This is a genomic window from Sphingobium sp. RS1, assembly GCF_056156825.1.
In genome coordinates this window covers 86451-111480 of sequence record NZ_JBLZXE010000005.1, presented here as the reverse complement: position 1 = coordinate 111480, position 25030 = coordinate 86451, and the positions used below count along the sequence as shown (strand labels likewise).

Below are 25030 nucleotides of genomic sequence, written 5' to 3'. Positions count from 1 at the left end.
AATGGAATGCGGTGCAGCGCGGAATCCAGCCATTGCGTGCGGTTCGCATAGATGCGGCGCATCGTCTCTTCGCGCGGAATGCCCGCCGCCAGCTCGACAGGCTGGCGGGCGCGAGACGAGATTTACACCGCGAGGCCCGTCAGTTTTTCAACTCCGGGCAAAGCGGCAAGGTCTAGTGCAGCAACGGCGAGCGCGTTCGCTTTGTCTGATCCAAGTATGGGAGCAGCAAGCGCCAGGAACTTCGCAAGCAGTGCATCCGTGGCGAGGAAGTTGGAAGGTTCGCCAAGCGGCACGACCACCTTGCGGCTGAATGTCCGGCCACGCGCTGCGATGGTGATCTTTCCCGACATGTTGGTAGGGAATTCCGCCTCGATTTCCGGGTCGTGGATACAGTCGACCTTGGGCAGCATCGAACGGATTACCGGGTCGTTCAGCCGCTCGTAGCTGTCCCACCCCATCGCGCCCGTGACCAGAGCGCAGGACAGCACGAACGGCGCGCTGAACTGCGCGTCCACAATATTGCTCGGGTTGCGCTTATGCCCGATCGGCGCGCCCACCAGCAACAGGCCCGCGTTCGACAGTCCATAGGTGATGCTGTCCACCTCATCTGGCTGCAATCCTTGCTCCTCCCGCAGCGCCAGCACGGCGTCGATACCGGCATGGCCGTAGCGGCAGGATGGATAGGGCTTGATGCCGGTATTCATCAGCTCAAAAACCGAACCGAGGGCCTGCACGACCCGCTCTGGCCGGGGGGAGGGCGCGTAACCCTGAAGAAAGCCATGGCGCCCCTCGATCGCTTCGGCGGGCCCCTTGTAGCCGTTGCGCGCCAAGGTTGCAGCGGTCAAACCAGCCATCGCCGCCCATCCGACCTGAAACGGCTTCGTCTGCGCGCCATCGGCCAGGAACTGGAGACTGCCCGCACTCTGGCTCAGCGCAATGCCGAGAGCCGAGACGATCCCTGCCGTATCAAGGCCGAATATCCGCGCCGCAGCGGCAGCCGCGCCAAACACGCCGCAGGTCGCGCTGGGATGAAAGCCACGCGCGTAATGGTCTCCCGCTGGCAGCGCCACCGCGATCCGGCAGCACGTCTCATAACCAGCGACGATCGCGGCGAGAATGTCCGCTCCGGGCGCTCCCACTATCTCCGCCGCGGCGAGCGCGGCCGGAATGACCGGCGCTCCGGGGTGCAACGTCCCTGCCGCATGAGTATCGTCAAAGTCGAGCGCATGGCCAAGCGCTCCATTGAGCAGCGCCGCGCCCGCCGGGGCATAGCCTGCCGCGTCGCCAAATACCCAGGCCGCTCCATTTCCCAGGCCCATGGCGGATACAGTGGCAAGCAAGGCCGGAGCGACCGCCGCTTCGCTCCGCGCCCGCACGATACTGCCGACCAAATCGAGCAGGAGAAGCGGGGTGCGCGCCACGACGTCGGCCGGAAGGGTGTCGACCGAGACGGTGGCGCAAAATTCTGCCAGACTTTCTGTAATTTTCATCTGTATCACCTAATGACAAAGGGATTGGAAACAGGCAAACCAAGGTCGATCCAGACGCTTTTGGTCTGGAGATATTCATCCATCGCTTCCTGCCCGTTCTCGCGGCCGATGCCGCTGCGCTTCACCCCACCGGAAGGTGCCATGAAGCTGACCGCGCGATAGGTGTTGATCCAGACCTTGCCTGCCTCAACGCGTGCCGTCGTCGTAAAGACAGTCCGCTTCAGATTTTTGCGCTCGTATCAGGTCTTTGAGATCGCACTGAAATCGCTTTCGGTCGCCATTCTGATAAACGGGCAATCGTGAGGATAATATCCTCCGCCGGGTTACGGCGGATCACTGTATCGCCCATGATTTCAGGCGTCGATTGCCAGCCGAACCGACGCCGTACCCGTTTGACCATCACTGCCTATGGCTTAGAAATCTCCAGCCCTTCGAGCTGATCCTTCTCCCGCCATTTCGTCAGTTCTTCGAAATAGCTCATGGTGCCCCCGGCGTAGGGCGCGTTGCGCGCCATTTTGGGATCACCGATCGATCCTTCATTATTGTAGAAGCCAGGCGTGCATTCGGTGGAAAATTTTGCGCTCCCCGTGAGATGCGAGAACAGCACGCCGAGCCAGCTTTCCTGCGCCTGCTCGGTCGGTTCGAACGTCCGCGCGCCCTGATCGACCATGCGCTTGATCGTATAGGCGGTCTGGATGAGAACGGCGGAGCAATATTCGACCACGGTAGCGGCGGGATAGTCCTGCTGCGGGCGGCGTAAAAGTCGTCCACCTTGAAGCCTTTCTGCCGAGTCAGGGAGGTGTGGGGATCTACAGCGTGGAACTTTATCTTCAGGTCCGTCTGGCTTGCGCGGATGGCATGAGCCAACGGGCGGCGGCGAAGCGTTTCAATGTGTCGCGCGAAACGGTACGCAAGATGCTGTCGTTTTCATCGCCGCCGGGTTACCGGCGCCAGTCCGTACCGCAGCGCCCGAAGCTGGACGGGTTTGTGGCGATCATTGATGGATGGCTTGAGGGTGACCGCAGTGTCCCGCGCAAGCAACGCCATACGGCGAAGCGGGTATTCGACCGTTTGCGCACCGAGCATGGTTTCACCGGCGGCTATACGATCATCAAGGATTACATCCGGGAGCGCGAACAGCGCAGCCGGGAGATGTTCGTGCCGCTGGCGCACCCTGCGGGAGATGCGCAGGCCGATTTCGGGGAAGCGCTGGTGGAGATCGGCGGGGTGGAGCAGAAGGCCTACTTCTTCGCGCTCGATCTGCCGCACAGTGATGCCTGCTATGTGCGGGCCTATCCGGCGGCGGTGGCGGAGGCCTGGGTGGACGGACACGTGCATGCCTTCGCGTTTTTCGGCGCGGTACCGCGCTCGATCGTCTATGACAACGATCGCTGCCTTGTGACGAAGATCCTGCCCGACGGCACGCGGCAGCGTGCCACGCTGTTCAGCGCTTTCCTGTCACATTACGTGATCCGCGACCGCTATGCTCGCCCGGGCAAGGGGAACGAGAAAGGCAATGTGGAGGGGCTGGTAGGCTATTGCCGGCGCAACTTCATGGTGCCGATCCCGAAGTTCCCGACCTGGGAGGCGTTCAACCTGTGGCTGGAGGAGCAATGCCGCAAGCGCCAGCAGGACAAGGTGCGCGGGCAGAGCGAGACGATCGGTGAGCGGCTGCAGCGCGATCTCGCGGCCATGCAGCCTCTGCCCGCTACACCCTTCGAGGCCTGCGATCAGAAAGGCGGGCGGGTCTCCTCGCAATCCCTGGTGCGCTACAGGACCAACGATTATTCGGTTCCGGTGGCCTGGGGCCATCAGGAGGTCTGGATCAGGGCCTATGTCGATGAGGTGGTGATCGGCTGCCGCAGCGAAGTCATCGCCCGTCATCCTCGTTGCTATGCCCGCGAGGAGGTTGTCTTCGACCCGCTCCATTATCTCCCGCTGATCGAGCAGAAGATCAACGCATTCGACCAGGCTGCGCCTTTGCAGGGCTGGGACCTGCCCGAAGCGTTCACGACACTGCAGCGGTTGATGGAAGGGCGCATGCACAAACATGGCAGGCGCGAATATGTGCAGGTACTGCGCCTGCTGGAAACGTTCACCCTCGCCGATCTCCAGGCGGCGGTCGAACAGGCCATCGATCTTGGCGCCATCGGCTTCGATGCCGTCAAGCACCTCGTCCTGTGCCGGATCGAACGCGTACCGCCCAGGCTGGACCTGGACGTCTATCCCTTCCTGCCACGCACCACGGTCGAGAAGACCTTTGCCAGAGCCTATCTGAGCCTGCTCTCCGACCGGCAGGAGGCCGCATGAGCGATCAGGCCCCGGAGATCCTTCTCGCTCACCATCTCAAGGCGCTCAAGCTGCCTACGTGCCTGCGTGAGCATCACAATCTCTCGCGGCAATGTGCCGCTGAAGGCGTCGATCATATCCGCTTCCTCGCCCGCCTCGTCGAGATGGAAATGATCGACAGGGAGCGTCGCATGGTCGAGCGGCGCATCAAGGCCGCGCGCTTCCCCGCCGTCAAAAGCCTCGACAGCTTCGACTTCGCCGCCATCCCCAGGCTCAACAAGATGCAGGTGCTCGAGATGGCGCGCTGCGAGTGGATCGAGCGGCGTGAGAACGCCATCGCTCTGGGGCCATCAGGCACCGGAAAGACGCACGTAGCGTTGGGGCTCGGACTGGCAGCATGCCAGAAAGGACTGTCGGTGGGCTTCACCACCGCGGCAGCGCTGGTCAGCGAAATGATGGAGGCCCGCGACGAGCGCCGTCTTCTGCGCTTCCAGAAGCAGATGGCCGGATACAAGCTGCTCATCATCGACGAACTGGGCTTTGTGCCGCTCTCCAAGACCGGCGCCGAACTGTTGTTCGAGCTGATCTCCCAGCGTTACGAACGCGGCTCCACCTTCATCACCAGCAACCTGCCCTTCGACGAATGGACCGAAACCTTCGGATCTGAGCGTCTCACAGGCGCGCTCCTCGATCGCCTGACCCATCACGTCAGCATCCTCGAGATGAACGGCGAAAGCTATCGCCTCGCGCACAGCCGGGCCCGCAAGGCCAAAACCAGACCCTGAAAATTACACCAATGCCGGGGGGAGTGGCCCTCGGGCTACGCCCTCACGCCACTCCCCCCGGCATGTAACACGATGGCCTGGTTTTACGCCGCCGAATGGCCGACTTTTGCTCCGCCGTTGACAGCCATGTCATAGCCTCCCTCTTTTAACGATATCGTCTGCCAAGCTTTTGTCTTGGTTTGTTCAATTATTCGCAAAGTGATGTATTCTGGCAGAAGATGCTGACGCGCGGGCGCGCGCATTCAGCGATCATCTATTAGGTTTTTCTTCTGCCAGAATGATGCATATCCCTCTTATGCCGCTGCCAGATCATATATTGCAGGCATGATCGTGGGTGGCCCTGGCTCGAATACGCTCGTGAGGAACTGGATGAATTCAGGGTCGTGGAGCGGATCGCTCGGCGTCTTGAACGCTATGCCGCGAGCACGCAGTTCCGAGAGGAAGATGTCGAAGACCTGCTCATGCGACAGATCATCGCTATGATCGAGCGCGACCGTCATCTCATCCAGATCCATGTACATATCCGCGCCCCAATGGAACAGCATGCGGATTTCATCAGCGGGAAGCTGCTGGACGACCTTGCCATCGGTCATGACCTGCCAGCCATCCGAATTCGGATCTGCAGCGATCACCGAATTGATCGCCAGGCCCTCCGGCTTGCGCATATCTTCCGGCCCACAGGCATTCGCGCCGTGATACATGACCTCATTCTCGACCACCGCGGCGCGGCCCCACATCGGGGCATAAAGCTGCTTGGGCTGCCCGTCCGGGCCATCCGGCCAATAGGTAAAGCCGCCGCCGATCTGCCCCTTGTAATACCAGGTCAGCACCTGCGTTTTCTTTACCTGCCACTGGCGGAACAACCCGGATTTTGTCATGAGGCCGATCAGCCAGGACGGGGTGTTCTGAATGTTCACGCCACGATAATCGGCGCCATCAACATGTGGTGGGCCGCCTGCACCGGCCGGACCCTGAATGTTGCAAAGCATTAGGTTGGGGGCTGCATATCTGGCACCCCAATAACCCCGGGCCAGCTCAAGAAACTTGCTGTGGTAGAAACAGTCCTCGATTTCCGGGTAAAGGCTTGCATAGCCCCGTCCGAGAAAGGCGCGGAAAACAGGGCTCAAAAACATGTCCCATGTGGGAACGAAGCCTTCTGGGAGTGTTCCGGATGTCGCACCAATCACCTCTTCAGGGGAACTGAATTCCTGCGAAAGGATAGTGGTCCATGGCCCTTGCTCGCGAAGAACGGAAAAAAGCCGCTGCCGCTGATCTTCGCTGAACGCGCCTTCCAGGAGTTGGGGCTCGGCGATTGGGCGTAGAAACGAATGAGTATTCATAACGACTTCCTCTCAGAACAAAAAAAGTGCGAAGCAAATTTCAGAACGATCTCAAGCCGTTCGTTTAAGTACGTCGAGCAAAGTTTGTGTAAGACTATCGATTTGGTCACGACTGATAATAAGCGGGGGTGAGAGCACGATGGTGTCGCCATTTGCGCGGACCAAAAGGCCCTTTTCAAAGCAGTCCACAAATGCTTCAAATCCGCGTGATCCTGGATCATCTGGCCGAGGGGCAAGTTCAATTGCCGCGATAAGGCCCATGGCCCGGATATCGGCAATGTGCGGCGCGGTCTGCAATGACAGCAGGCTGTGCTGCCAATGCTCTTCAAGCTCCGCAGCGCGGCTAAAAAGGCCTTCGCGCTGATAGATGTCGAGGCTTGCAAGGCCCGCCGCGCAAGCAGCCGGGTGACCGGAATAGGTGTACCCATGAAAAAGCTCGATCGCGGCTTCAGGCCCCTGCATCAGGGCATCATGCACGTCGCGCGACGTGAATACGGCCCCCATTGGCATGGCGCCGTTGGTCAGCCCCTTCGCTGTCGTGATAATATCAGGGACGACATCGAAGTGCTGGGCCGCGAAGGGACTACCAAGACGGCCGAAGCCGGTAATCACTTCGTCGAAAATGAGGAGGATGCCATGCCGCGTCGCTATCTCGCGCAGCCGCTTCAAATAACCCTGCGGCGGCAGCAGCACCCCTGTCGAGCCAGCGACGGGTTCTACGATGACGGCCGCGATAGTATCCGCCCCATGCAGCTGGACGAGACGCTCAAGATCGTCAGCCAACTCGGCGCCATGTTCGGGCGGGCCCTTGCACAACAGGTTGCGGCTGGGATCGTGAGTGTGCCGCATGTGGTCAGCGCCATGCAGGGTGGAGAAGGCGCGACGATTATTGACAAGGCCGCCTACCGAAATGCCGCCAAAACCCACGCCGTGATAGCCACGCTCACGCCCGACCAGCCGAGTGCGCGTGCCCTGGCCGATCGCGCGCTGATAGGCGAGCGCGATCTTAAGCGCCGTGTCCACGGATTCCGAGCCCGATCCGGTGAAGAATATCCGGTCGAGACCGGGGGGCGCGATTTCGGAAAGGCGTTCTGCAAAGCGGAAGGCGAGAGGATGGCCCAGCTGAAAGCTTGGTGCGTAATCGAGGCTTTCCAACTGGGCGGCGACTGCTGAGGCGATCTCCGTACGGCCATGTCCTGCGTTGACGCACCACAGGCCGGCCGTACCGTCGAGAATCTCGCGTCCGTCGTCGCTGCGATAGTGCATTCCCGTTGCTTCGACCAGCATTCGAGGCGCCGCTTTGAACTTCCTGTTGGGAGTAAACGGCATCCAATAGGCATCAAGTGCAACGCTGTTATTAAGACTCTTCATTTGATCATCCGCTAATTTAGCGACATGTTGACCGTTTACTCAGGCAACCCGCAAGACGTTTTCCGACCTTCAGAAAATTCTTGATTTACAGTAGGATGTGCTGATAAACGTTCGATATATCAAACATATGAAACAGGACGAGTAGTTTTGATGCCGGAAGTGGAAATCGGATCGCGCCTACGCCGTGCGCGGGAGAAGGCTGGCATTTCTCAACGTGCGCTGGCCAAGCGTGCCGGCATCACCAATTCCACCATCTCATTAATGGAATCGGACGGCACCAATCCATCGATCGGCGCTCTGAAGCGCGTGCTTGATGCGATGTCGGTCAGTTTAGCTGACTTTTTCGCGACGGACGAGACGGATCGTCCCCGAACTTTCTACAAGGCCTCCGAACTAACGGAAATTGGCAAAGGCTCCGTATCCTTACGTCAAGTAGGACCCAGCCTGGTGGGGCGCCAGCTGCAAATCCTGTCCGAAACCTACCAACCCGGCGCCGATACGGGGAAGATCAACCTCACTCATGAGGGCGAGGAAGGCGGGATCGTTATATCCGGCTTTCTCGAACTGACCGTCGATGGCGAGAGATGCATATTGGGGCCCGGCGACGCTTACAGCTTCGACAGCAAGCGCCCTCATCGCGTCCGCTGCGTCGGGGATGAACCAGCTCGCTGCATTAGTGCGTGTACCCCCCCTAACTTCTAAGATCAGATGGGGTGATTGGGGCCGACCCTGAATCGCTTGGGTGGCTGCTCCTCGCAAAATGGTAAGACGTGGTCCGTGTTGAGCGGCCACAACCATAAGGAGGAGCAACCATGCGCTACTATGCCGGACTGGATGTTTCGTTGGAAGAGACAGCGATCTGTATCGTCGATGAGGTAGGCAAGATCGAACGCGAACTTCGCGCGTCGAGCGACCCCGCTGCCTTAATCGATGCCTTCGCCGCACTCGACTTACCGTAACCGGTGTTCTCAGGCCACGGCGGTCCATGGCATGAGTTCGCCGACGGCGCTGGCCGGATGACCCGCAGCCAGCTTACCGAGCGTTTCGGTCAGCCAGGTGTGCGGATTGATACCGGATATCTTGCAGTTCTCGATGAGCGTGGCGATGACCGCCCAGTTGTCGCCGCCTTCATCGGAGCCGGCGAACAGGGCATTCTTCCGATTGAGCGCGAGGGGTCGGATTGAGCGTTCGACGGTGTTGCTATCGAGATCGATGCGGCCATCATCGAGGAAGCGGGAGAGGCCATCCCAACGGGTGAGCGCGTATCGGATTGCCTCGCCGAGCTTGCTCTTGGCGCTTACCTGGCGGTTCCGCGCACCGAGGTATTGGTGGAGGTCATCGACGATGATGCGACTGCGTCCACTGCGGATCAACCGGCGCTGTTCGGCAGGCAGCCCTCGTACCTCGTCCTCAATGGCATAGAGCTGGGCGATCCGGCGCAGCACTTCGGTGGCGACTGGCGAGCTGTCGGCCAGTTCGTAGAATTTGCGGCGCACATGGGCCCAGCAAAAGGCGAGGTGGATCTGGTTGCGCCGCCGGGCGAGCGCGGCGTAGCCACCATAGCCATCGACCTGCAGGATGCCGACGAAGTCGCCCAGGTGCGTTTCCGCCCGCTCGCTCTTGCGATCGGCAGCATAGACATAGGCAACCATCGGCGGATCATCGCCGCTCCACGGGCGATCATCGCAAGCATAGGCCCATAATTGCCCGGTTTTGGTCCGCCCTCGACCGGGATCAAGCACTGGTGCGGTGGTCTCGTCGGCGAACAGCCGCTCGGATCGCCGCAATCGCTCCAGGATATGGTCGCGCAGTGGGCGCAGGTACCAAGCCGCCCGTCCCACCCAGTCGGCCAGCGTCGAGCGATCAAGCTGGATGCCTTGGCGGGCGTAAATCTGTGCCTGTCGGTACAACGGCAGGTGATCAGCGTACTTGGCGACCAGCACCTGCGCGATCAGCGCTTCGGTAGGAATGCCGCCCTCGACGATCCGTGCCGGCGCCGGGGCCTGCACAATGGCACTCTCGCACGAACGGCAGCCGTAGCGCGGACGGCGCGTGACGAGCACGCGAAAGGTGGTGGGCACGACATCGAGACGCTCGGCCACATCCTCGCCGATCTGGTGGAGTGAACCCTCGCAGCAAGGGCAAACCTTGTCCTCGAGATCGACAACCTGTTCGATCCGTTCGAGATGGGAAGGCAGTGATCCGCGGTTGGTCTTGCGCGGCCGATCCGCCGGTGTCCGCTTCGCCTTGTCGCGGGCCTGCTCGGCCTGAGCTAATGCTGTCTCGACTTCTTCCAGGGAGAGCTCGAACTGGTCGGGATCGAGCTGTTCGGAACGGCGGCCGAAACGGTGGCGTTGCAAGGCATCGATGATGGCCTTCAGGCGCTCGACCTCGGCCTGGAAAACCTTGAGAGCATCAAGCTCGCGGGCCTGTTCGAGGACGAGCGCACGGAGCGCTTCGACGTCGTTGGGAAGGTCCGCTTCCATAAGCATGAGGGCAGTGAATCAGCAGACGAAAGCCCCGTCAACCGGCAATCTGCGGAGCAATCGGGCGCCGCCCGCCATGCACTCGGCGCCAGTCCAGACCTTCCAGCAGAGCGCCCAGTTGCGCCGCCGTAAGACGCATCACGCCGTCCTGGATGCCGGGCCACTTGAAACCGCCGGACTCCAGCCTCTTGGCCATCAGGCACAGGCCGGTGCCGTCCCACCAGACCAGCTTGATCCGGTCGGCGCGCTTCGCCCGGAACACGTAGATCACGCCCGAATAAGGATCACCGCCGTACTCAGCACCAACCAGCGCCGCAAGCGAATCTGCACCCTTGCGAAAATCTACCGGGCGCGTCGCCACCATCACCCGCGTACCAGGCCCTATCCCGATCATCGATCACCATCAATTCCTGGGCCCTGCAGAGCTTGGATAACGGCTACCACCAGATCGGTCCGGGCCGCTTGCCCGATCCGGACAACGGCACCACTGACCTCGACCTCTACAACCCCATCGTGCGAACCCGGCGGCGATGTCTCGCCAACCACGGGCACGAACATCGGCTCGTGACGGGGCGGAATCTTGCTGGCCTCTACCGCGTAACGCAGCTCCCGCCGCCATGTGTATAGCAGCGCAGTGCTGACATCCCGCTCGCGTGCAAAGGCAGCGACATTGTCGCAACGCTCCATCTCCGCAACCAGCGCCAGCTTCTGCTCCAGCGTCCAGGCACGCCGTCGTCCGGCCATCCCGCTGAGAACTTCAACCCGTCGAACTGGCTTTGGTGTTGATGTGCTCGTGCGCATTGGGAGCAATCCGTCTAATTTGGTGATCGGGAAACATCTCCGGCATTTGCGCACTGACTTCGCCGATCCGATTTGCGTTCCACGTCATAATGACATTGGTCAGCAGCGTCAGCGATGACGATATCGTCGCCATTTGCTCGGGCGTTCGTCCGTGGCCAGGACCAATTGGACCAGAATAAATTGCCCTTTGCAGGGTGTGGACAGACTCGCCCTGGCTAAGGAGTGCATCGTTCATGGCCCGGAAGGCAGGATTGCCGAGGTGGGTGCCAAGAAAGCGGGTGAGGAGAAGCCTGCCGAAGGCACCACCTGCCTGAAAGGCTTCGTCACCTCGAGCTGCACTGCCAAAACGATCCAGCACATATGTTGCCGAACACCACCCGTTCTTGGTCGAGGCCGTAATGCGAAGAAGCGCATCCCATCCTCGGGTTATTGCCCGAATTGAAACCGTCTCGCTGACGACGGAACGCAGGCTGACAGGGACATCGATGCCTCGGGGAAGGTATAGCTTGCGTTTGTGCAGGCGAGCCAACCTTGGCGCTAGATCAAATCCGACCAGTTTGGCCAACGCCATCCCGAAATGGGTGTGACCATGGGTGTCGACAGCGAGGCGGTGAAGATCAACGGCTTCATGGCGAAGCGCTCCCTCGATAGCAGCCCCGGCTTGTCGTCGGTTCAGCACCACGGCCTGATCATGCAGGATAGCCCATTGATCGAGCACGTGGGTATAGGTTCCGATCGCAGGCGTGCGACGCCGCGGGTCATGCCGAGCATTCCAAAGACGACGGGATGCATCAAGGCTCATCATGTCAGCCGATGCTTGAGTTCCGCCACCCCACAGGCCGGTGACCGGCAAGTTTCTAAAATGATCCAGAATGACGGGGTTCGCCGCTGGTAATCGACCTTCGGCTTCAATGCGACGCATCAGCGTTGCGGCCCGGTACGCCTTGAACGCGGCCTCGCGATCGGGTTGATCGATCAGAAAAGCCCATGTCCGACCAAACGGATTGGGCGTGCCTTCGGGTAAGCGCGGCTTTTCCGCGTGGGCTACTCGACCCACAATTGCCAACGTTTGTTCAAGCGGATGGGCAGGCGGAACATTGAGACTGATCGACGTCGCAGCGTTTAGCAGTTCCCTCGTAGCCTTGCCCGCGGTGGCCAATTCCCGTCGAATACGGTCGACCTTCGTGGCCGGACCATGAATCCCGGTCGGAAGGAACGGCGACAAACTTGCGTGCATTTGCTCGCGAGCAGAGGCATCTGACAGATTCTGATCTTCAAGAAGGCTGTTGAGCTGCAAGACCAGAGCTTGATGACGGCGGAGCTCATCCTCGACCGTCGCCTCGGCGCGCGATTTGGCTTGGCGCCAGAGGTTGGCAATCCGATAGTCGATCATGGTGAGGCCATTATCGGTGAGACGGAGCAGCTGCAGACGTAGAAAGCAGGCGATCTCAAGGCTCTTGCGTTCGCCTCGCATTCGCAAAATAGTGGAGGACTTGCGATAAAGCATTGAACGGGCTTGAGCCTTCAGCATTCCGGTCGCCAAGCCTAGATTGAGCTTTTCGGCACCCAGCTTCTTCAGCAAATCGATCTTGGCGATATGGTCTGCGAGGCCTTTCGTTTTTCGGCTCGTAGGCCCATCCCGTAACCATTCCAGAGACGAGTCTTGCCGTTTTCCATCGTCTGCGACAGCTCACTTTGCCAGACCTTTGTCTGTTCCAGGCCGACCGCGCTCACGGCGCGAGTGAGGAGCACTTCATCACAATGACGACGTGCCGCCACTGCCAAACTTCTCGGTCGGCGTCCGGGCAATTGGATATAGTCATGTTCCACCAGCCAGGCGCGAGCGGCTTGTTCCAGTTCTTCCAGCGAGAATTTCTCGCCCGCTTCTCGCCGAAGAAAGCCATTGAGTGCTCGTTCCGCGTGTTCGGTCAGATTGAGTAATTCCAGGACCTCCTTCGCCGCCGCCTGATGTTCGAATAATGTGCGCCGGCGGCGGTACAGGGCGCGGATGGAAGCAAGGCGGGGCGCGGGGAGGCCGAGTTCGTTGCCGAGGTGGGCCAAGATCCGTGGCGGGATGATCTCGAAGGAATTGAGCGGGGCTCCGGTGAGCCGCAGAAAACCTATCTGTAACGCGACGCCAAGGCGATTGAGCGCGCGTCGTCGGCGTAGGACCGCTCTCCGCGCAAGATCGGAGAGAGTGAAACAACCGGCAATTTCGTGAGCAGTCAGGTCTGGGAACCGCTCCCATCCAATATATTGTCGAAACGGCGCATCCACGACTCGGCCCTCCCTGTAAGAAGGGTACAGACCCGGCGGGAAAGGTCGAGAAACCTCACGCCCCAATCATATCAGTCACTTAGCGCCGTATCCTGCTTTTTCCCAAAAGAAATCAGTGCGTTGCTTAGCGGCACTTTTTGCTTCTTGGTTCCGTGGACCCCCCCTTGACCCACTCTGCCACCTCTTCGGCGGTAAGATCGGGAAGCAAACCTTTCTCCCACGCGCCTTGCACCCGCGCCTTAAAAATTGCACTCACCGCCTGCGGTCGCAGTGCCGTTGTCCCGAGCGTCACCACCGTCAGCGGATCGCGGCCCCAGCGCCTCGGAACCACAGCGTCGGGCAGCAGGCGCTGCAGCCCGAGATGTAGCGCCGCCGCATGGCGCCGCGCTGCGGCTTTGACGACCGTGGGGTCAACCGGGGGCAGACGCTTGACGAACAGCCGCCGAAACAGCGGCCCCTCCGACATATCAGGAACTTTGAGCAGCTCGGCCATTGCCGCAATCCACGCCTCAATCGCCAGCACGCTGCGCATCGACAGAAAAGCGGTCGCCCCCTCCCCTTCCTGGTCGCCCTTGTGTGAACGGACAAAGAAGACTGCATCGGGTGCCCAATGGCCCTTTCGTCTGACTGACAGATTTCGTCGCAACGGCATCATTTTCTCACACCTTTCAGCATCTGGGCGGCCGCGTTCGAGGAGGGCGCAAGCTTGCGACCGTATCGCAGCGCGGTCGCGGTGGAGGTCCAGCGCAACGCCTGCGCGATCGGCCCCGCATCCTCGCCATGGGCAAACAGGTCCTGGGTCAGGCCGACCCGCAGCGAATGCGTACTGAGCGCCTTGACTGCTTGGGCCAGATTCGCGCCCATGAGATCGACGAGACCCTGATCGGCCGCGGCCAGCGCGGTCCGCTTGATGATCAGCCGCACGGCGGCGGGTGTGAGCGCGTCCTCGCCAATTTTGTAGGTCGCGGTCGCCGAACGCGCGGGCTGGGCCGCCATGCGCTCGCGATCGACGAGCGCGTGCAGGGCAAGATCGCCGATGGTGCGCTCGCGCCGCGCTTCACGCGCCTTGGTCCGGGTCACCGCCACCCTGCGGAACAGGACGCCCGTACGGATCGAGGCAGCCTCTATCCATAGGCTCACGCGCCGCATCGTATCGGGCGAGAGCCACACAAAGGCCCCCTGCCCCTCCTGGTCGGTTTTCGAACGCGCTAATTGGAGTAAACCGGAACCGTCGTCCTGAGGCTCGATCCGGTCGAATTCCACCGCCGCCAGCTCCGACACGCGTAGACCCGCATCATAGCCCAGCGACAGGAGGGCCGCGTCGCGCAGCCCGACGACATCGCCCGAGCACGCTTCGAGCAGGACCGACAGCGTGAACCCCTTGACCGCCTCGCGCCCGATGCCTTCACCGAAGCGCAAGGGACCGGCCTGGCGCTGGCTGACCCCGACCCGGCGCCGCAGGCCACGCAGCGCATCGCGAACCACACCCGCGCCCACGCGGTTGGGAATGCCCAGGAAGTGATGGGCCACCGCCAGCGAGGACAGGCGCCGGGAAACGGTCGCAGGCTTGAGCCGACGCGCCTCGCAATACTCGACATAGGCCACGAGCCGCGTTTCGCTGGCAGGCAAGCCAATCCCACCCTGTTTCTCCGAAAAGCGCGCGTAGCAGTCGAGATCGACCGCGAGCGCCTTGATGCTGGCGCGTGCCCGCGCCTCCAGACTCTTCCGGAAGGCGAGCGCGTCCAGGGCAGTGTCTTCGCCCGTCAGCTCCTGGAGCAAGGCGACGAGTTGGGCTTCGCGATCCTGCGCGGAACCGGACCGCCGGTGCGGCAGTCTGGCCTCGCCCGGTGCCAGGACCGTCACAATCTCCGCGGAGACCGCGGCTTTTGGCGCAGGAAGGTGCTGTGTCTGCGTCCGCTTTCGCAAGGCTGATTTTGCGCTCATGGTGTCGTTTCGAGCATATTCCCGGCCTGCGCGGACGCAAGACTGCGCTGGCGATCCGTGCGAGTCAGCGCCCTTTCGCCGTTCCGTCTGGCTGTTGGCTCAGAATCCGGGGTTATTGGGAAAAGTGACCTGCCTAAAACCGCGGACAGCGCGGAGTCCGGTCTTATTGGGAAAACGACACGCATGGCGGGAGCATAGCAGCGAAAATATCGATGTCACTATCGATAAATTTCTATTATCGATAGTTCGAAAAATGGCATGCTAGGGCTGGTGCAGTTAAATCAATTTAACTAGACCTAAGAGATGCAGGACCTTTCAGCGCCATCGACCGTCATGCATCCGCTCCAGTCGGACGAAGACGCGCCCCTCGACGCGCTCATGGTGGCGCGGGCGCGCGCCGCGCTGGCCTGGGGCCTCCTTCAAGGTCGGTTGGCCCATGTGCCCGCCCCCGTGGCGCATGCTTTTTGCGCCGCGCTGATCCGCCTGCTGCTAATCGACGCCCTCGCGCACTCTGGCTTTTCCGGCACCGGGGACTGGTTTTCAGCGTGGTTTTCCGGCCTTGAGCCGGCGCCTGACACGACAGCCTCAATCGCAGCACCCGCGTCGCTCGTGGCCGAAACGCTGCTGTCCGAGCTCTCTTTGTCTGCATGGACGCCACTGGCGCAAGCGGCCGCGCAGATCCGCGCCGCGGCGCGCTTCGACCGGACCGACCGGGCCGAAGCCGCCGAAATCCTGCCCGCCTTCGCTGTCGCCGAGGCAGCCGGGTTGGCCGAGCCCCTTACCCCGCCCACCGAAGGCGACTGGCCGCTCGCCGCGCTCGATCATCTGCATGCGGCGGCCGCAGACTCGCCGCATTTCGCGCCCGCCGAGCGCAGTCGCCAGCTGCTCGCCCTGCCCTCTGGACCGATGGTGTTCGAGCAGACCAGGCCTGGCATGGGGCTGTGGCCGCTGGATCTCGTGATCGGTCCCCTGATCGCACGCGCCAACCCTGGCGCCCGCCCCCTCCCCTTGCCCGGATCCGTGCGCGCGGAAGCGCTGCGGCCCGAATTGTGGCCCCGTGAGCGCGCGATCCTCGTCGCCGAGGCCGCCGGGCAAGCCGCGCAGCGGCTGAGCGATCAGCTGGATGCGGCCCATGCGCGCGTGCAGGATATACAGCACCCCCTATCCGGCCTGCGCTCGACCTCGCGCGCCCCACTGCTGTACCGGCTGCTCGCCAGCCTTGGGCCGCTGCGCCCGCTCCAGATCGAGCAGGCCCTCGCCGTCTCGAAAAATGGCGTACGCGATCTCGTGGCCACCCTCGTTCAAGCGGGTTTGGCGGAAACAAGCCTGCACCGCCACCAGACGGTCGTCCGCGCCCTGCCGCCCCGGCGTGCGCCCATCGTCACGCCGACAGAGCATGAAGACGTGCCCGATAACCCTTATGCCGAACATGACTCGGCTATGGCCGATATCGATCGCCTGCTGGCCCGCTCGGATTCATCGAGGCAATGACCCGGTCGATCTTACAGCAATGCGAGCGTCGCATCGGCGACACGCCCGGTGAAAGAGAAATTTGACCCGCTGGACCGGCTATTTAGGCAGGCCCCCCAACGATCGGCCCGAGAATGCCAGCAAGATGTTGATTTTGAACGAGAAAAGAAAAGTGCCCGCAAAAGCCCCTTGGAGCGCGAAAACCGCGCCTCGGATAGGTGTGGGTACCGAGAGGCCGTTAATGCGCTCTACGGGCTTCTGAGGGCAAAATAGCGACTAATGGCCCATTTCCGGTCAGTACCAGTGCATTACCTGCGCAAATCGAGCGGGATATGAAAGACAGGATCAGCAAAACGCTCGATGAGCCGCGACCGCAAAAGATCAACGTCATCGTAGCAACCTTCCCAAGGATCACCATCGCAACGCCGGACCAAAGTCACATCGTCCGCCATCCCGGATTCCTTGAGATAGAACAGCGCCTCCTGGAAACCTCGCAAGCAGGTCTGCGTCAAGGTCTCTGCGCCGACACTGGCAGCCGCACGACGGAGCCGCACCTCGCGCGCCAGCGCCACGCGCGACTTGCGCACCATATTGCGCGCATACACAAAAGCGTAGTCCCACCTGGCCCGCTCCAATTGCTGGCTGACCGCGTCCAGCATCCATCGCTTGCCCTCAAGCTGCCGCAAGCCGATCCTTGCGATCGCCGTCACCAGGTCCGCTAATTTGGGTTCGACCCCGCGGCGCACTTTGGTGGGTGACGCGACGCGCGCGGGCTGCGTCGCGAAGCGGAAAATCTGCTCCCACTGCCCGGCTTCCAGCCCCTCCTTGCTGTGAGCGGCTGCCACAAGCAGATGGCGCGCCGACGCATAATGGAAGCGGTTGCGAACCAGTGTCGCCCAATAGCGCGGCGGAACCGTCTCGGTTCGGGGGCCGTGGAAAGCCCGAATGGCGCTGGCCGAACGGCAGGCGCTCGCCGTAATCGATGCCTATGAACTGCCTGACGAGGCGGTGACGGTCGATGCGCGGGGACGGGTCGTGACGGGTGCCTATGACCTGACCCATTGGAAGCACGCCATCGGCACGGCCATCAGCGTGGAAGCGCTGATGGCCGATCCCACCGCCCTGCTGGCCTGGCTCGGCGCGGACCGCGATCGGCATGAGGAACGTGTCCCGAGCCGTCGTGCGGTTTGGGAGCTGGTTCCCGCGATCGAGGCTTGGAGCAAGGCATGCAAAGCTATTTCCCCCTCCCCTCCCCTGCTCCACGCGGGACGGATCGCCGCGCTGTGGCGCCAGCTTGCTCCCCTCGCCCGCGGCGATGCCGTCGCCAGCTTGCTGATCGGCGATCGCGGGGGTCCCGGACGCTGGAAAGGGTCCCACGGCGGACTGACAGCGCTGGGTCTTAAACTGGTGGGTGGCCGATGGAAGATCGCCCAGGGCGCCGAGCTTGATCATCTCTGGCTCGGTGCCATCCTGGCCGGCGCCAACGCGCACCTCGAACTGGGCTCGGATTACGCGCCTACGCCACCGCGCCGCCGGTCATATCCGCGATCGGCGACGGACGGGCAGATTGAAGGAGTTGATCTTCTTCGCCATGGCGCGTCCCGCCATCACCAGCAGCCAGGTCGCTAAGCAGTTCGGGCTGACGTCGGCCGACGCGATCAAGCTGCTGACCACTGCCGAGGCCACAGGGCTGCTTGTCGAGCGGACGGGGCGGGCAAGCTTTCGCAGCTACACGATTCCGGTCAGCGGCGTTGCCCCCTCCCCTGCTCGGCGCCGCTCATCCGCTGCGGACCTCTTTGAACCCACAATTTGAGACATAGGGGGCGAAAATGACGTCCCCTCAGAGCCTCTCTGAGCGCCAATTTCTCCTTCCATTCCCACGATGCAAAGGATCCACCGAACAGCTGCACTGGCCTTGAGATAACGATCGGTACACTGGAAGTTTCGCTTTGAGAGTTCCGATCAAGCTCGTCCTCATTTCCCGCTGCCGCCTGGCAATCAGCCCCAATGGGCGTCGAGTATATCCTTGATTGCCGCTTCAACATCGTCTCGCGATGCGCCCCCCTTGTTGAGCAAGGTGAGGTGGATGCCTTTACGGTCCGATCCCAAAATTTTCAGGATGGGCTTCCCGCCTGGGCTCGAAACTGTTTGGGGCTTTCCTGACTTTTTGGGGGAACCTGACTTCTTGGGGGTCTCAACCGCGATGGTCAGCGCTTTGATGACGTCGAGCACTGGGAGTGCCCTCCCCTCCTCCGCCTGCTCGGCGGCCAGGCGCGCTGCTTCTGCAAACGCCTTTTCGCGCTTATCATCAGGTTTCAGAAACCCCTTGAGCGCGATTGCGTTTCTGATGCCAAGCTCTTGGACATTTACGAAAGCTACGGTTAACTCGCGCGGAAGACGTGCCAAATCTAGATAACGGGTAAGCCAACTTTCAGTAACCTTTAAGCGCTCCGCCATCGTCCTCTGACGACCATCATAGTAGGTGGTCAATGCACGGAGATAGTCTCTTGCTCGCTCATAGTCGGTTAGATCATCTCGAGCGCGATTCTCGATGTCTGCCAGCCTGAAGGCTTCCTCGTCTCCAATTTCACGGACATCGACGAGAAATTTGAAATCGGGATAGTTGTGCGCTCGTAGCCAACTGATCGACCAGTGCCGACGGGCTCCACAGATCACTTCAAAGTCGAACTGGCTGTCACCGGTGACGCGGCGTACGATAGCTGGCATTTCCTGCCGACCTTGCGCCTTCATACTCTCAATGAGATCGGCGCAACGCTCCTCGGTTAGCAGAGCATAGTCCCGATTGTGACCTTCCCACATCCGACAGCGTGCGGGATCAACGAGTTCATGGACTCGATTGATGACTGCGCCAGAAGCAAGATCAGCAAGCCGGTTCGACCGACCCGTGAGGACGTTCGCGGCTATGCTCGGTCGCCTGGTGGGTGCAGACTCTTCGGTCAGGTCGATCCCTGCTGCCAGATCGGCTGCGAAACCGCTGTTCTTTCTGCTCACCGAAACCTCCTTTCAGCCAAAATTGCACGCGTGCAATTTCCAATATTATGTCGAATTGCACGGGTGCAATTTTCCCCCGTCATGCCAGCGCCTCGTTCCGAAGCCGCGCCTGATGGCTGGGCCACATTGACCGGATATCCACTTCGATTTCGCTGTTCACTCCGTCGAGATAATTCAGGCATCGATTGCGAACCGACGAGCTGGTTGCGGGTCCATCCAGCTCATAGACGGTCATCAGCCGCGCAGTCGCGTTGTCGATTTCAGCGGAGTCCTTAAGCGGCGTGCGAACCATCGCGTGGCCGAACAATGTCCGCATCAGTTGCAAAAGCTCTTTCTGCATCGACTTATTCTCGTCAACCTTCGACCCCACAAATCGCAGGAACTGGAGTTCGGGCGCCATACCTCGCTCAGCAAGTTCCTCTATCGTCTCGTCGAGCATTGAGAGAAAGGCCGCGGTTGACGAAAAATCCATGACCGTCGGCGGTGTGGGAACCACCAACGCATTGGCTGCTCTCAAAACGGAGAGTGAAATCGCACCCAGGGCCGGTGGCGGGTCCATGACAATAACGTCAAAACGATCCGAGATGCTCTCGATGCCCTCACGCAGGCGATCTAATAAGGCCCCACTGCCCCGCGCCATACGGGCCGCCAATTCATATTCCGACTGGAACAAGCGAAGATTGGCCGGGATAAGTTCCAGGCCATCGAAATGCGTCTTGCGCAGAGCGTAATCGAGCGACGTGCGCTCTCCTTCCCGAAGGAAAGGATACAGCGTGTCATTCTCGTCCAGATCGAGGTCGGGAACATAGCCGAACAATGTGGTGGCTGAAGCTTGGCTGTCACAGTCGATCAGCGCGACGCGATACCCCCGAATGGCTAAATATTGCGCGAGATGCACGGAAAGCGTTGATTTGCCGACCCCACCTTTGAAATTCTGGACTGCGACGACGCAGCAGGGATCTTCTGGACTGCGATATGGGCGCGTTCCAAAGACACCCCGCATGTCATTCAATTGTGCCAGCGTGTACCGTTCCCGGCGATTGTTATCATTGCGAGAGGGCTCTGGAAGTCTTCCATCCTTCTCTGCATCCCGAATAGCAGCGGGTGTTCTCCCTACGAGTTCAGCGGCTTTGCTAATCGTAAATGTAGGCTCGCGTCGATCATTCGACCGCGCATTTTTGGCGGAGTCTCGAAGCTTCTCCAGCACTGATGAGGTTCGGTTTGCGAGGGTGGCTACCGAAACAAGGCGTTCCACCCCATCAATTTCAAGAGCGTTCGACACATGCAGTCCTTTCGAAATCGAGCACGTGGTACACCAGCTTGCGCTTTTTGGTCAATAATTTCAAAAATTTCGAAAGTTGGCGTGCCGATTTTTGTATCTGCGGTACCCGAAAACGTCATTCCTGACTCGGTGGGGGAGAGGAAATTGCACGCGTGCAATTTTTACTCAGGCACGACCTCGACGCGTGACCCAGCTTTCACAAAAACCCTTCCAAGCTGCGGCCAGTTTGGCGCCACGCAACTTATCGAGACGAGACCCCATATGATCCCTGAAGCTCTGGGCGATCAGCTCTACATCCCAACCGCCTCCAAACTGCCGCGCGATGCCGACGATCTCGTCATGGCCGAAGCTGATTGACCCACGAGGAAACAGAGGCTCATCAATTTTCCTAGCCCGCGATGATTTCGCGGTAATGCACTTGCCTCCATCGGTCGATACCACCTGCTCGACCGTACCGTCCCGTCGTTCCTTCCTGCCACTCGAATGCCTGTCGAGTTCATCGACTGTTTCGATTACCTCAGGTGCCCCTTTGGGCTCAAACCGGAATTCGATTTCCGCGACTGTACGACCTTGGCGTATCTCCCGCCATTCCACTCTGAAATGCGCAAGCTGGTCGATTTCGGCTTTCGCCTTTTCAAGAACCTTGCGCCTCAACTGTGCAAAGTCGGTATATACATCAGGCGGAATTCCCAAGGCTGCACGTAAGGCCGTCATGTCGCCCTTCCATGTGGCCTGTCGTCTATGAAGGCGCAGTGCCCCAAGTTCGTAAAGCTTCAACGCATAGTTGGAGCGAAAGCCCAATACCGCTTGTCTGTTAAGGACAGCGTACGTTTCCGATGCCTGAATCATCTTACGAGCGTCTGGAGTAAATTCCCATTCGATCCATCCTGCCTCACCACCATTTTCTTCAGTTTCTTCCCGCGACCGGGAGATTAGCGAAAAGAGCGTAGTGGCTTTCTTCCCCCGCCAGGAACGATCATCGACGGCAAAAAGTGTGCGGTGCAATTCCTGGAGCATGTCGGTAATCCGCTCATTCCCCTTATGGCCGCGTCGAATATCTGCCTTCCGCATTCTATGTGGCTTATCTTCCCAAGCGTCACCGCCAGCAGTCAGGATCATCAAGGCCAGCAGGCGTGACGCCGTAAGGCTCAGAGACTCGCCTTTGACGAACTTAACTTCGATGATGTTTCCTGGCTTTGCAAACTCGTCACCGCCCTTTGCGCGCAAGGCTGCCGCAACCCGCATCGCCCGGCCAGGGGCTTCAGGAGACTCTTCTAGTTCCGCATTGTCCGATATTTTGTCGGTCTCGGATTTCATGTCATACCAGATTTTCAGGAGTCTCAGAAGATTCGGAAAATTGCCTGACCTGACCTTTCACGTCAAGTCAGGTCAGGATAACCCGCAGTTGGTCCCCCAATAGGTCAGGATAGAATCCTTCTCCAACGCTCCAGAGAGACAGCAAAACAGCCGAGTCGCACATAGTCCATTCTCAGGAGTTTCAAACGTTCAAAATATTGAGCGCGACATGGTGGTAGGTGGCGCAAATACGTTCATTCCGCCCCCACCCCAACAAGTCAGGAAGCCCCCGACAGGGCAGGTAAGATCCCCCGCGAAGACAGGCAAAAGCCCCCAATAAGTCAGGTAAGATCCCCCGGCAGGTCAGGTAATTCGATCTAACATGCTGACATTACGACGTTTTGTAGGATTGAATCTGAATCCCTTAGAATCAGGAATCACCTCCGCTGCAAGCAGCGGCGTTTTCAAAAATGATTCTTTTGTCTGCGCACCAGCCAAGCTCCTCCTCATTTCGATAACCCCTACGTGGAAGGTAGGGAGAGGTGAATGTAGGGCGTCTACAAATCTGCATTGCGCAATGCCGCGTCGATGCCTGGATAACAGCATTCCTGGATACAGCGCTTTGAGAGCCGACTCGCATTTCTCGTTTCCTTCCGGTTCATGATCATAGCCAGACCGGGGCCTGTTCCGGCCCCCTGCCGCAAGGGCCTGGCCGTCTCCGCCGCTGCGCTGCTTCGCTTGGTGACCCCGGCGGTTTCCCCAATCTTCCATCGCTACGCTCCGTGCAGATCGGGTGAACCCCGCCGCCGTGATCAGCCCATAATTGCGCCATTCCCCGACCCGGTTCGCCACCCGGCAGAAGCCGATGGCGTGAGGCCATCGCCTTTGGCTCTACGGGAAAGGAAATGCAAATGTCCGCAGAGATCATGCAGCGCGTTCAGGTGGACGAGATCACGGGCGGGCGCAGCACTGCAATAGCGCATTGGCTGCGCGCCTATGACGAATTCCATGGGGCAACCAAGGCGGCGGCCGAAGCATCGATCGGGGGCAAGGTCGGCCTGACCATCGGATCATCCCGCTATGATGACGACCCGCTGACCAAGGCATTTTTGGCAACCGGCGAGATTGAGCTTTACGATCGCGGAACCCGTGAGCGCTCCACCATGGCGGCGCGTGATCGCTTCGAAACCCTGATCACGCAGGAGGTCGATCGCCGTTGCTGGTCGCACCTACTCAAAGTGCTGCAATTCGATCAACTCATGGACAGGCAGGCCCGCGAGGAATTTAACAATGGTCTGCGTGACAGTCCGCCCGCCTTCACCACCGAAAATTGTTCGGCCACCTTTGGCAATCTGTGGGATAACCAGCGGGAAATCTATCTGCGCGGCATCGCGAACAGCTTCGCCGAACTGGACCGGCGGTTCAGGTCGCATGATGGTTTCAAGATCGGCGCCCGCCTGATCCTTGATCGCGCCATCAGCGACTATGGTTCGTGGAGCAGCTATCAGCGCCGGGATACGCTGCGCGATGTCGAACGGGTGTTTCGCGAGCTGGACGGGCAGGGGGCCTGCCCGGAATCCGAGAGCATCGTCACCCAGGTGACGGGCGCGCATCGGGACAGGGCACTTCCCTATGTCATCCAGGGTGATTATTTCCGGGTCCGCGTCTTCAATAACGGCAATCTCCATGTCTGGTTCGAGCGCAAGGATCTGCTGGTCGAGGTCAACAAACTGCTCGCAGAATATTATGGCGAGGTGATTGGGGACGGCTTCGACAGCACCCGGGCCGACGAAACGCCCGATTATCATGTCGTCCCAGCAAAGGATTTCGGGGCCTTCATGTCATCCCAGGCGGTGGCCGAGCAGGTTGCCCGCTGTGCCGAGGTCCAGAAGGGCGAGACAATCATGGAACCCAGCGCGGGCACGGGCATGCTGGCCAAGATAGCGCGTGAGCGCGGCGCCGATGTTATCTGCGTTGAGCTCCAGCCCGGCCTCGCCCACGAACTTTCGGTGCTGCATCAGTTTCCGCAAGTCATCAACCGCGACTTTCTCACGATCAAACCGGGGGAGCTCCCGCAGGTCGACAAGATCATGATGAACCCGCCATTTGATCGCGGCCGTGATTGCGACCATGTCCGCCATGCCTTTTCAATTTCTGAAGCCCGGCGGTGTGCTGGTCGCGGTGATGAGTGCGCGGGCGGAGTTTGGCGACGATCAGTGGCACAAGGCGCTGCACAAGCTCGTCGATCAATGCAGCGCAGCCTATGGCTGGATGAAATGGCACGACTTGCCAGCACGGTCCTTCGCGCACGCAGGCACGAACGTGAATACGGTCATCCTGGCCATTCGGAAGCCGTATAGCTGACCAGGCCTCCCATCGGACAAATCCGATGGGAGGCATCCTTCCCGCACGGGAGATCCATCCGAGTTATGCCGGTAGGGGAGGGGGCACGAAGCTCCCTTCCCACCGCAAGAAGCCGATCCTTTGCGAACAGCCATTCCAACGGCAAAGCAGAGGCGGCAATCCACCGCGCCGGTTCGATCACCGGGGCCTGTTCCGGCCCCCTGGCGCAAGGGCCTGGCCGTCGGTTCCGCTGCGCGGCCCCGCTTGGTGATCGCGGCGGTATCCCCGCCTTCCTGCGCTGGCGCTCCGTGCAGCCGGGTGATGCCCCTCCGCCGCGATCAGCCCTCAATTGCGCCATTCCCCGACCCGCTTCGCCAGCAGGCAGAAGCCGATGGCGCGCCATCGCCTTCGGCTCCATTTTCAAAAGGAACAGATGTCATGAACCACGAAAACGCAGCGGACCAATCCGCCAAGGTCGCTACCATCGCCGCCCTCAATGATGCCATGCGCCACAATATCCACCGGATGCAGGGCTTCAACCAGATCGCCGTGACCGCAGGCATTTCTGCCATGATTGGCGATGTCGCCAATTGGACCGCCTTCCGCCGCCAGCGCGATCTGCTCCGCCTCGTGCGGGAATATAATGGTTTTTCCGAGGATAACGATCCCCATGGCGAGCGCGATTTTGGCGCCTTCGATTGGGAAGGAACCCGCTGCTATTGGAAGATCGATTATTATGATCCCAAGCTCGAATGGGGATCGAGCGACCCGTCCGATCCCGCGCAGACGGCCCGCGTCCTCACCATCCTTCGCGCCGACGAATATTGATCCCGGCACCGAGCGC

Annotated in this window: 25 protein-coding genes and 1 pseudogene; 9 read left to right on the top strand and 17 right to left on the bottom strand. The window is 60.4% G+C overall.

What is annotated here, in order from left to right; translation table 11 throughout:
- Nucleotides 1–122 precede the first annotated feature (122 nt).
- From ACNHGR_RS24595 to ACNHGR_RS24585, 3 genes are all read right to left on the bottom strand, one after another.
- Entirely contained in the window at nucleotides 123–1490 is a 1368-nt protein-coding gene (locus ACNHGR_RS24595; RefSeq protein ID WP_449470476.1) for an MmgE/PrpD family protein, read from the bottom strand.
- Nucleotides 1491–1495: 5 nt separating this feature from the next.
- Nucleotides 1496–1714, bottom strand: a complete 219-nt coding sequence (locus ACNHGR_RS24590) for an aldehyde dehydrogenase family protein (RefSeq protein ID WP_449470526.1) — start codon at nucleotides 1712–1714, stop codon at nucleotides 1496–1498.
- A gap of 182 nt (nucleotides 1715–1896) precedes the next feature.
- Nucleotides 1897–2160 (bottom strand): hypothetical protein, encoded by a 264-nt coding sequence (locus ACNHGR_RS24585; RefSeq protein WP_475289636.1) that lies wholly within the window; start codon nucleotides 2158–2160, stop codon nucleotides 1897–1899.
- A gap of 146 nt (nucleotides 2161–2306) precedes the next feature.
- On the opposite strand from ACNHGR_RS24585, the gene istA reads away from it, so the two are divergent.
- Nucleotides 2307–3800, top strand: coding sequence for an IS21 family transposase (gene istA / locus ACNHGR_RS24580; protein ID WP_011950768.1), 1494 nt, complete (start codon nucleotides 2307–2309; stop codon nucleotides 3798–3800).
- Nucleotides 3797–4564: an IS21-like element ISSsp5 family helper ATPase IstB gene (gene istB, locus ACNHGR_RS24575; RefSeq protein ID WP_063142326.1), complete on the top strand. Its 768-nt coding sequence runs from the start codon at nucleotides 3797–3799 to the stop codon at nucleotides 4562–4564. The genes istA and istB overlap by 4 nt, the downstream gene beginning before the upstream one ends.
- A gap of 83 nt (nucleotides 4565–4647) precedes the next feature.
- Here istB and ACNHGR_RS24570 read toward each other — a convergent pair whose 3' ends face one another.
- The 3 genes from ACNHGR_RS24570 to aptA are packed head-to-tail and all read right to left on the bottom strand — an operon-like array spanning nucleotide 4648 to nucleotide 7275.
- Entirely contained in the window at nucleotides 4648–4806 is a 159-nt protein-coding gene (locus tag ACNHGR_RS24570) for a hypothetical protein (protein WP_475289634.1), read from the bottom strand.
- A 51-nt stretch (nucleotides 4807–4857) separates the two neighbouring features.
- The gene (locus ACNHGR_RS24565; protein WP_475289632.1) at nucleotides 4858–5904 is read right to left on the bottom strand and encodes a hypothetical protein; all 1047 of its coding nucleotides are present in this window, start codon (nucleotides 5902–5904) and stop codon (nucleotides 4858–4860) included.
- A 51-nt stretch (nucleotides 5905–5955) separates the two neighbouring features.
- A complete protein-coding gene (gene aptA / locus ACNHGR_RS24560; RefSeq protein ID WP_475289630.1) occupies nucleotides 5956–7275 on the bottom strand; it encodes an omega-aminotransferase AptA in 1320 nt (439 codons plus the stop codon).
- Between the two features lie 150 nt (nucleotides 7276–7425).
- Here aptA and ACNHGR_RS24555 point away from each other — a divergent pair, with 150 nt between their 5' ends.
- On the top strand, nucleotides 7426–7977 hold the full coding sequence (locus ACNHGR_RS24555) for a cupin domain-containing protein (RefSeq protein ID WP_449470490.1): 552 nt from the start codon (nucleotides 7426–7428) through the stop codon (nucleotides 7975–7977).
- A gap of 110 nt (nucleotides 7978–8087) precedes the next feature.
- Nucleotides 8088–8231 (top strand): annotated as a pseudogene (locus ACNHGR_RS24550) (IS110 family transposase); the annotation flags it as partial.
- A 12-nt stretch (nucleotides 8232–8243) separates the two neighbouring features.
- On the opposite strand, the gene tnpC reads toward ACNHGR_RS24550, so the two are convergent.
- From tnpC to ACNHGR_RS24515, 7 genes are all read right to left on the bottom strand, one after another.
- Nucleotides 8244–9767, bottom strand: coding sequence for an IS66 family transposase (tnpC, locus tag ACNHGR_RS24545; protein WP_438860449.1), 1524 nt, complete (start codon nucleotides 9765–9767; stop codon nucleotides 8244–8246).
- A 31-nt stretch (nucleotides 9768–9798) separates the two neighbouring features.
- The gene (gene tnpB / locus ACNHGR_RS24540) at nucleotides 9799–10155 is read right to left on the bottom strand and encodes an IS66 family insertion sequence element accessory protein TnpB (protein WP_449470443.1); all 357 of its coding nucleotides are present in this window, start codon (nucleotides 10153–10155) and stop codon (nucleotides 9799–9801) included.
- Nucleotides 10152–10562, bottom strand: coding sequence for a transposase (locus ACNHGR_RS24535; protein WP_449470492.1), 411 nt, complete (start codon nucleotides 10560–10562; stop codon nucleotides 10152–10154). Before ACNHGR_RS24535 ends, tnpB begins: the two co-directional genes overlap by 4 nt.
- Nucleotides 10519–12144 (bottom strand): Tn3 family transposase, encoded by a 1626-nt coding sequence (locus ACNHGR_RS24530; protein WP_475289626.1) that lies wholly within the window; start codon nucleotides 12142–12144, stop codon nucleotides 10519–10521. The genes ACNHGR_RS24535 and ACNHGR_RS24530 overlap by 44 nt, the downstream gene beginning before the upstream one ends.
- The gene (locus tag ACNHGR_RS24525; RefSeq protein ID WP_475289624.1) at nucleotides 12138–12839 is read right to left on the bottom strand and encodes a DUF4158 domain-containing protein; all 702 of its coding nucleotides are present in this window, start codon (nucleotides 12837–12839) and stop codon (nucleotides 12138–12140) included. Before ACNHGR_RS24525 ends, ACNHGR_RS24530 begins: the two co-directional genes overlap by 7 nt.
- Before the next feature lie 124 nt (nucleotides 12840–12963).
- Entirely contained in the window at nucleotides 12964–13494 is a 531-nt protein-coding gene (locus tag ACNHGR_RS24520) for a site-specific integrase (protein ID WP_475289622.1), read from the bottom strand.
- Entirely contained in the window at nucleotides 13491–14783 is a 1293-nt protein-coding gene (locus ACNHGR_RS24515; RefSeq protein WP_460989874.1) for a site-specific integrase, read from the bottom strand. The genes ACNHGR_RS24520 and ACNHGR_RS24515 overlap by 4 nt, the downstream gene beginning before the upstream one ends.
- Nucleotides 14784–15086: 303 nt before the next feature.
- On the opposite strand from ACNHGR_RS24515, the gene ACNHGR_RS24510 reads away from it, so the two are divergent.
- Nucleotides 15087–16274: a hypothetical protein gene (locus tag ACNHGR_RS24510; protein ID WP_475289620.1), complete on the top strand. Its 1188-nt coding sequence runs from the start codon at nucleotides 15087–15089 to the stop codon at nucleotides 16272–16274.
- A gap of 287 nt (nucleotides 16275–16561) precedes the next feature.
- On the opposite strand, the gene ACNHGR_RS24505 is transcribed toward ACNHGR_RS24510, so the two are convergent.
- Nucleotides 16562–17098, bottom strand: coding sequence for a hypothetical protein (locus ACNHGR_RS24505; protein ID WP_475289619.1), 537 nt, complete (start codon nucleotides 17096–17098; stop codon nucleotides 16562–16564).
- A 100-nt stretch (nucleotides 17099–17198) separates the two neighbouring features.
- On the opposite strand from ACNHGR_RS24505, the gene ACNHGR_RS24500 reads away from it, so the two are divergent.
- A complete protein-coding gene (locus ACNHGR_RS24500; RefSeq protein ID WP_475289617.1) occupies nucleotides 17199–17882 on the top strand; it encodes a hypothetical protein in 684 nt (227 codons plus the stop codon).
- Complete coding sequence (locus ACNHGR_RS24495; protein WP_475289616.1) at nucleotides 17821–18066, top strand: hypothetical protein; 246 nt, start codon at nucleotides 17821–17823, stop codon at nucleotides 18064–18066. Before ACNHGR_RS24500 ends, ACNHGR_RS24495 begins: the two co-directional genes overlap by 62 nt.
- Nucleotides 18067–18251: 185 nt before the next feature.
- Here ACNHGR_RS24495 and ACNHGR_RS24490 read toward each other — a convergent pair whose 3' ends face one another.
- From ACNHGR_RS24490 to ACNHGR_RS24480, 3 genes are all read right to left on the bottom strand, one after another.
- A complete protein-coding gene (locus ACNHGR_RS24490; RefSeq protein ID WP_475289614.1) occupies nucleotides 18252–19265 on the bottom strand; it encodes a ParB/RepB/Spo0J family partition protein in 1014 nt (337 codons plus the stop codon).
- A 79-nt stretch (nucleotides 19266–19344) separates the two neighbouring features.
- Entirely contained in the window at nucleotides 19345–20547 is a 1203-nt protein-coding gene (locus ACNHGR_RS24485) for an AAA family ATPase (protein ID WP_475289612.1), read from the bottom strand.
- A 165-nt stretch (nucleotides 20548–20712) separates the two neighbouring features.
- A complete protein-coding gene (locus ACNHGR_RS24480) occupies nucleotides 20713–21792 on the bottom strand; it encodes a RepB family plasmid replication initiator protein (RefSeq protein ID WP_475289680.1) in 1080 nt (359 codons plus the stop codon).
- Nucleotides 21793–22952: 1160 nt separating this feature from the next.
- Between ACNHGR_RS24480 and ACNHGR_RS24475 the strand changes: the two genes are divergently transcribed.
- A complete protein-coding gene (locus ACNHGR_RS24475) occupies nucleotides 22953–24203 on the top strand; it encodes a DUF4942 domain-containing protein (RefSeq protein ID WP_475289610.1) in 1251 nt (416 codons plus the stop codon).
- Between the two features lie 421 nt (nucleotides 24204–24624).
- Nucleotides 24625–25014 carry a DUF3768 domain-containing protein gene (locus ACNHGR_RS24470; RefSeq protein WP_475289608.1) on the top strand — a complete coding sequence of 130 codons (390 nt, stop codon included), beginning with the start codon at nucleotides 24625–24627 and terminating at the stop codon, nucleotides 25012–25014.
- The last annotated feature ends 16 nt before the right edge of the window (nucleotides 25015–25030 follow it).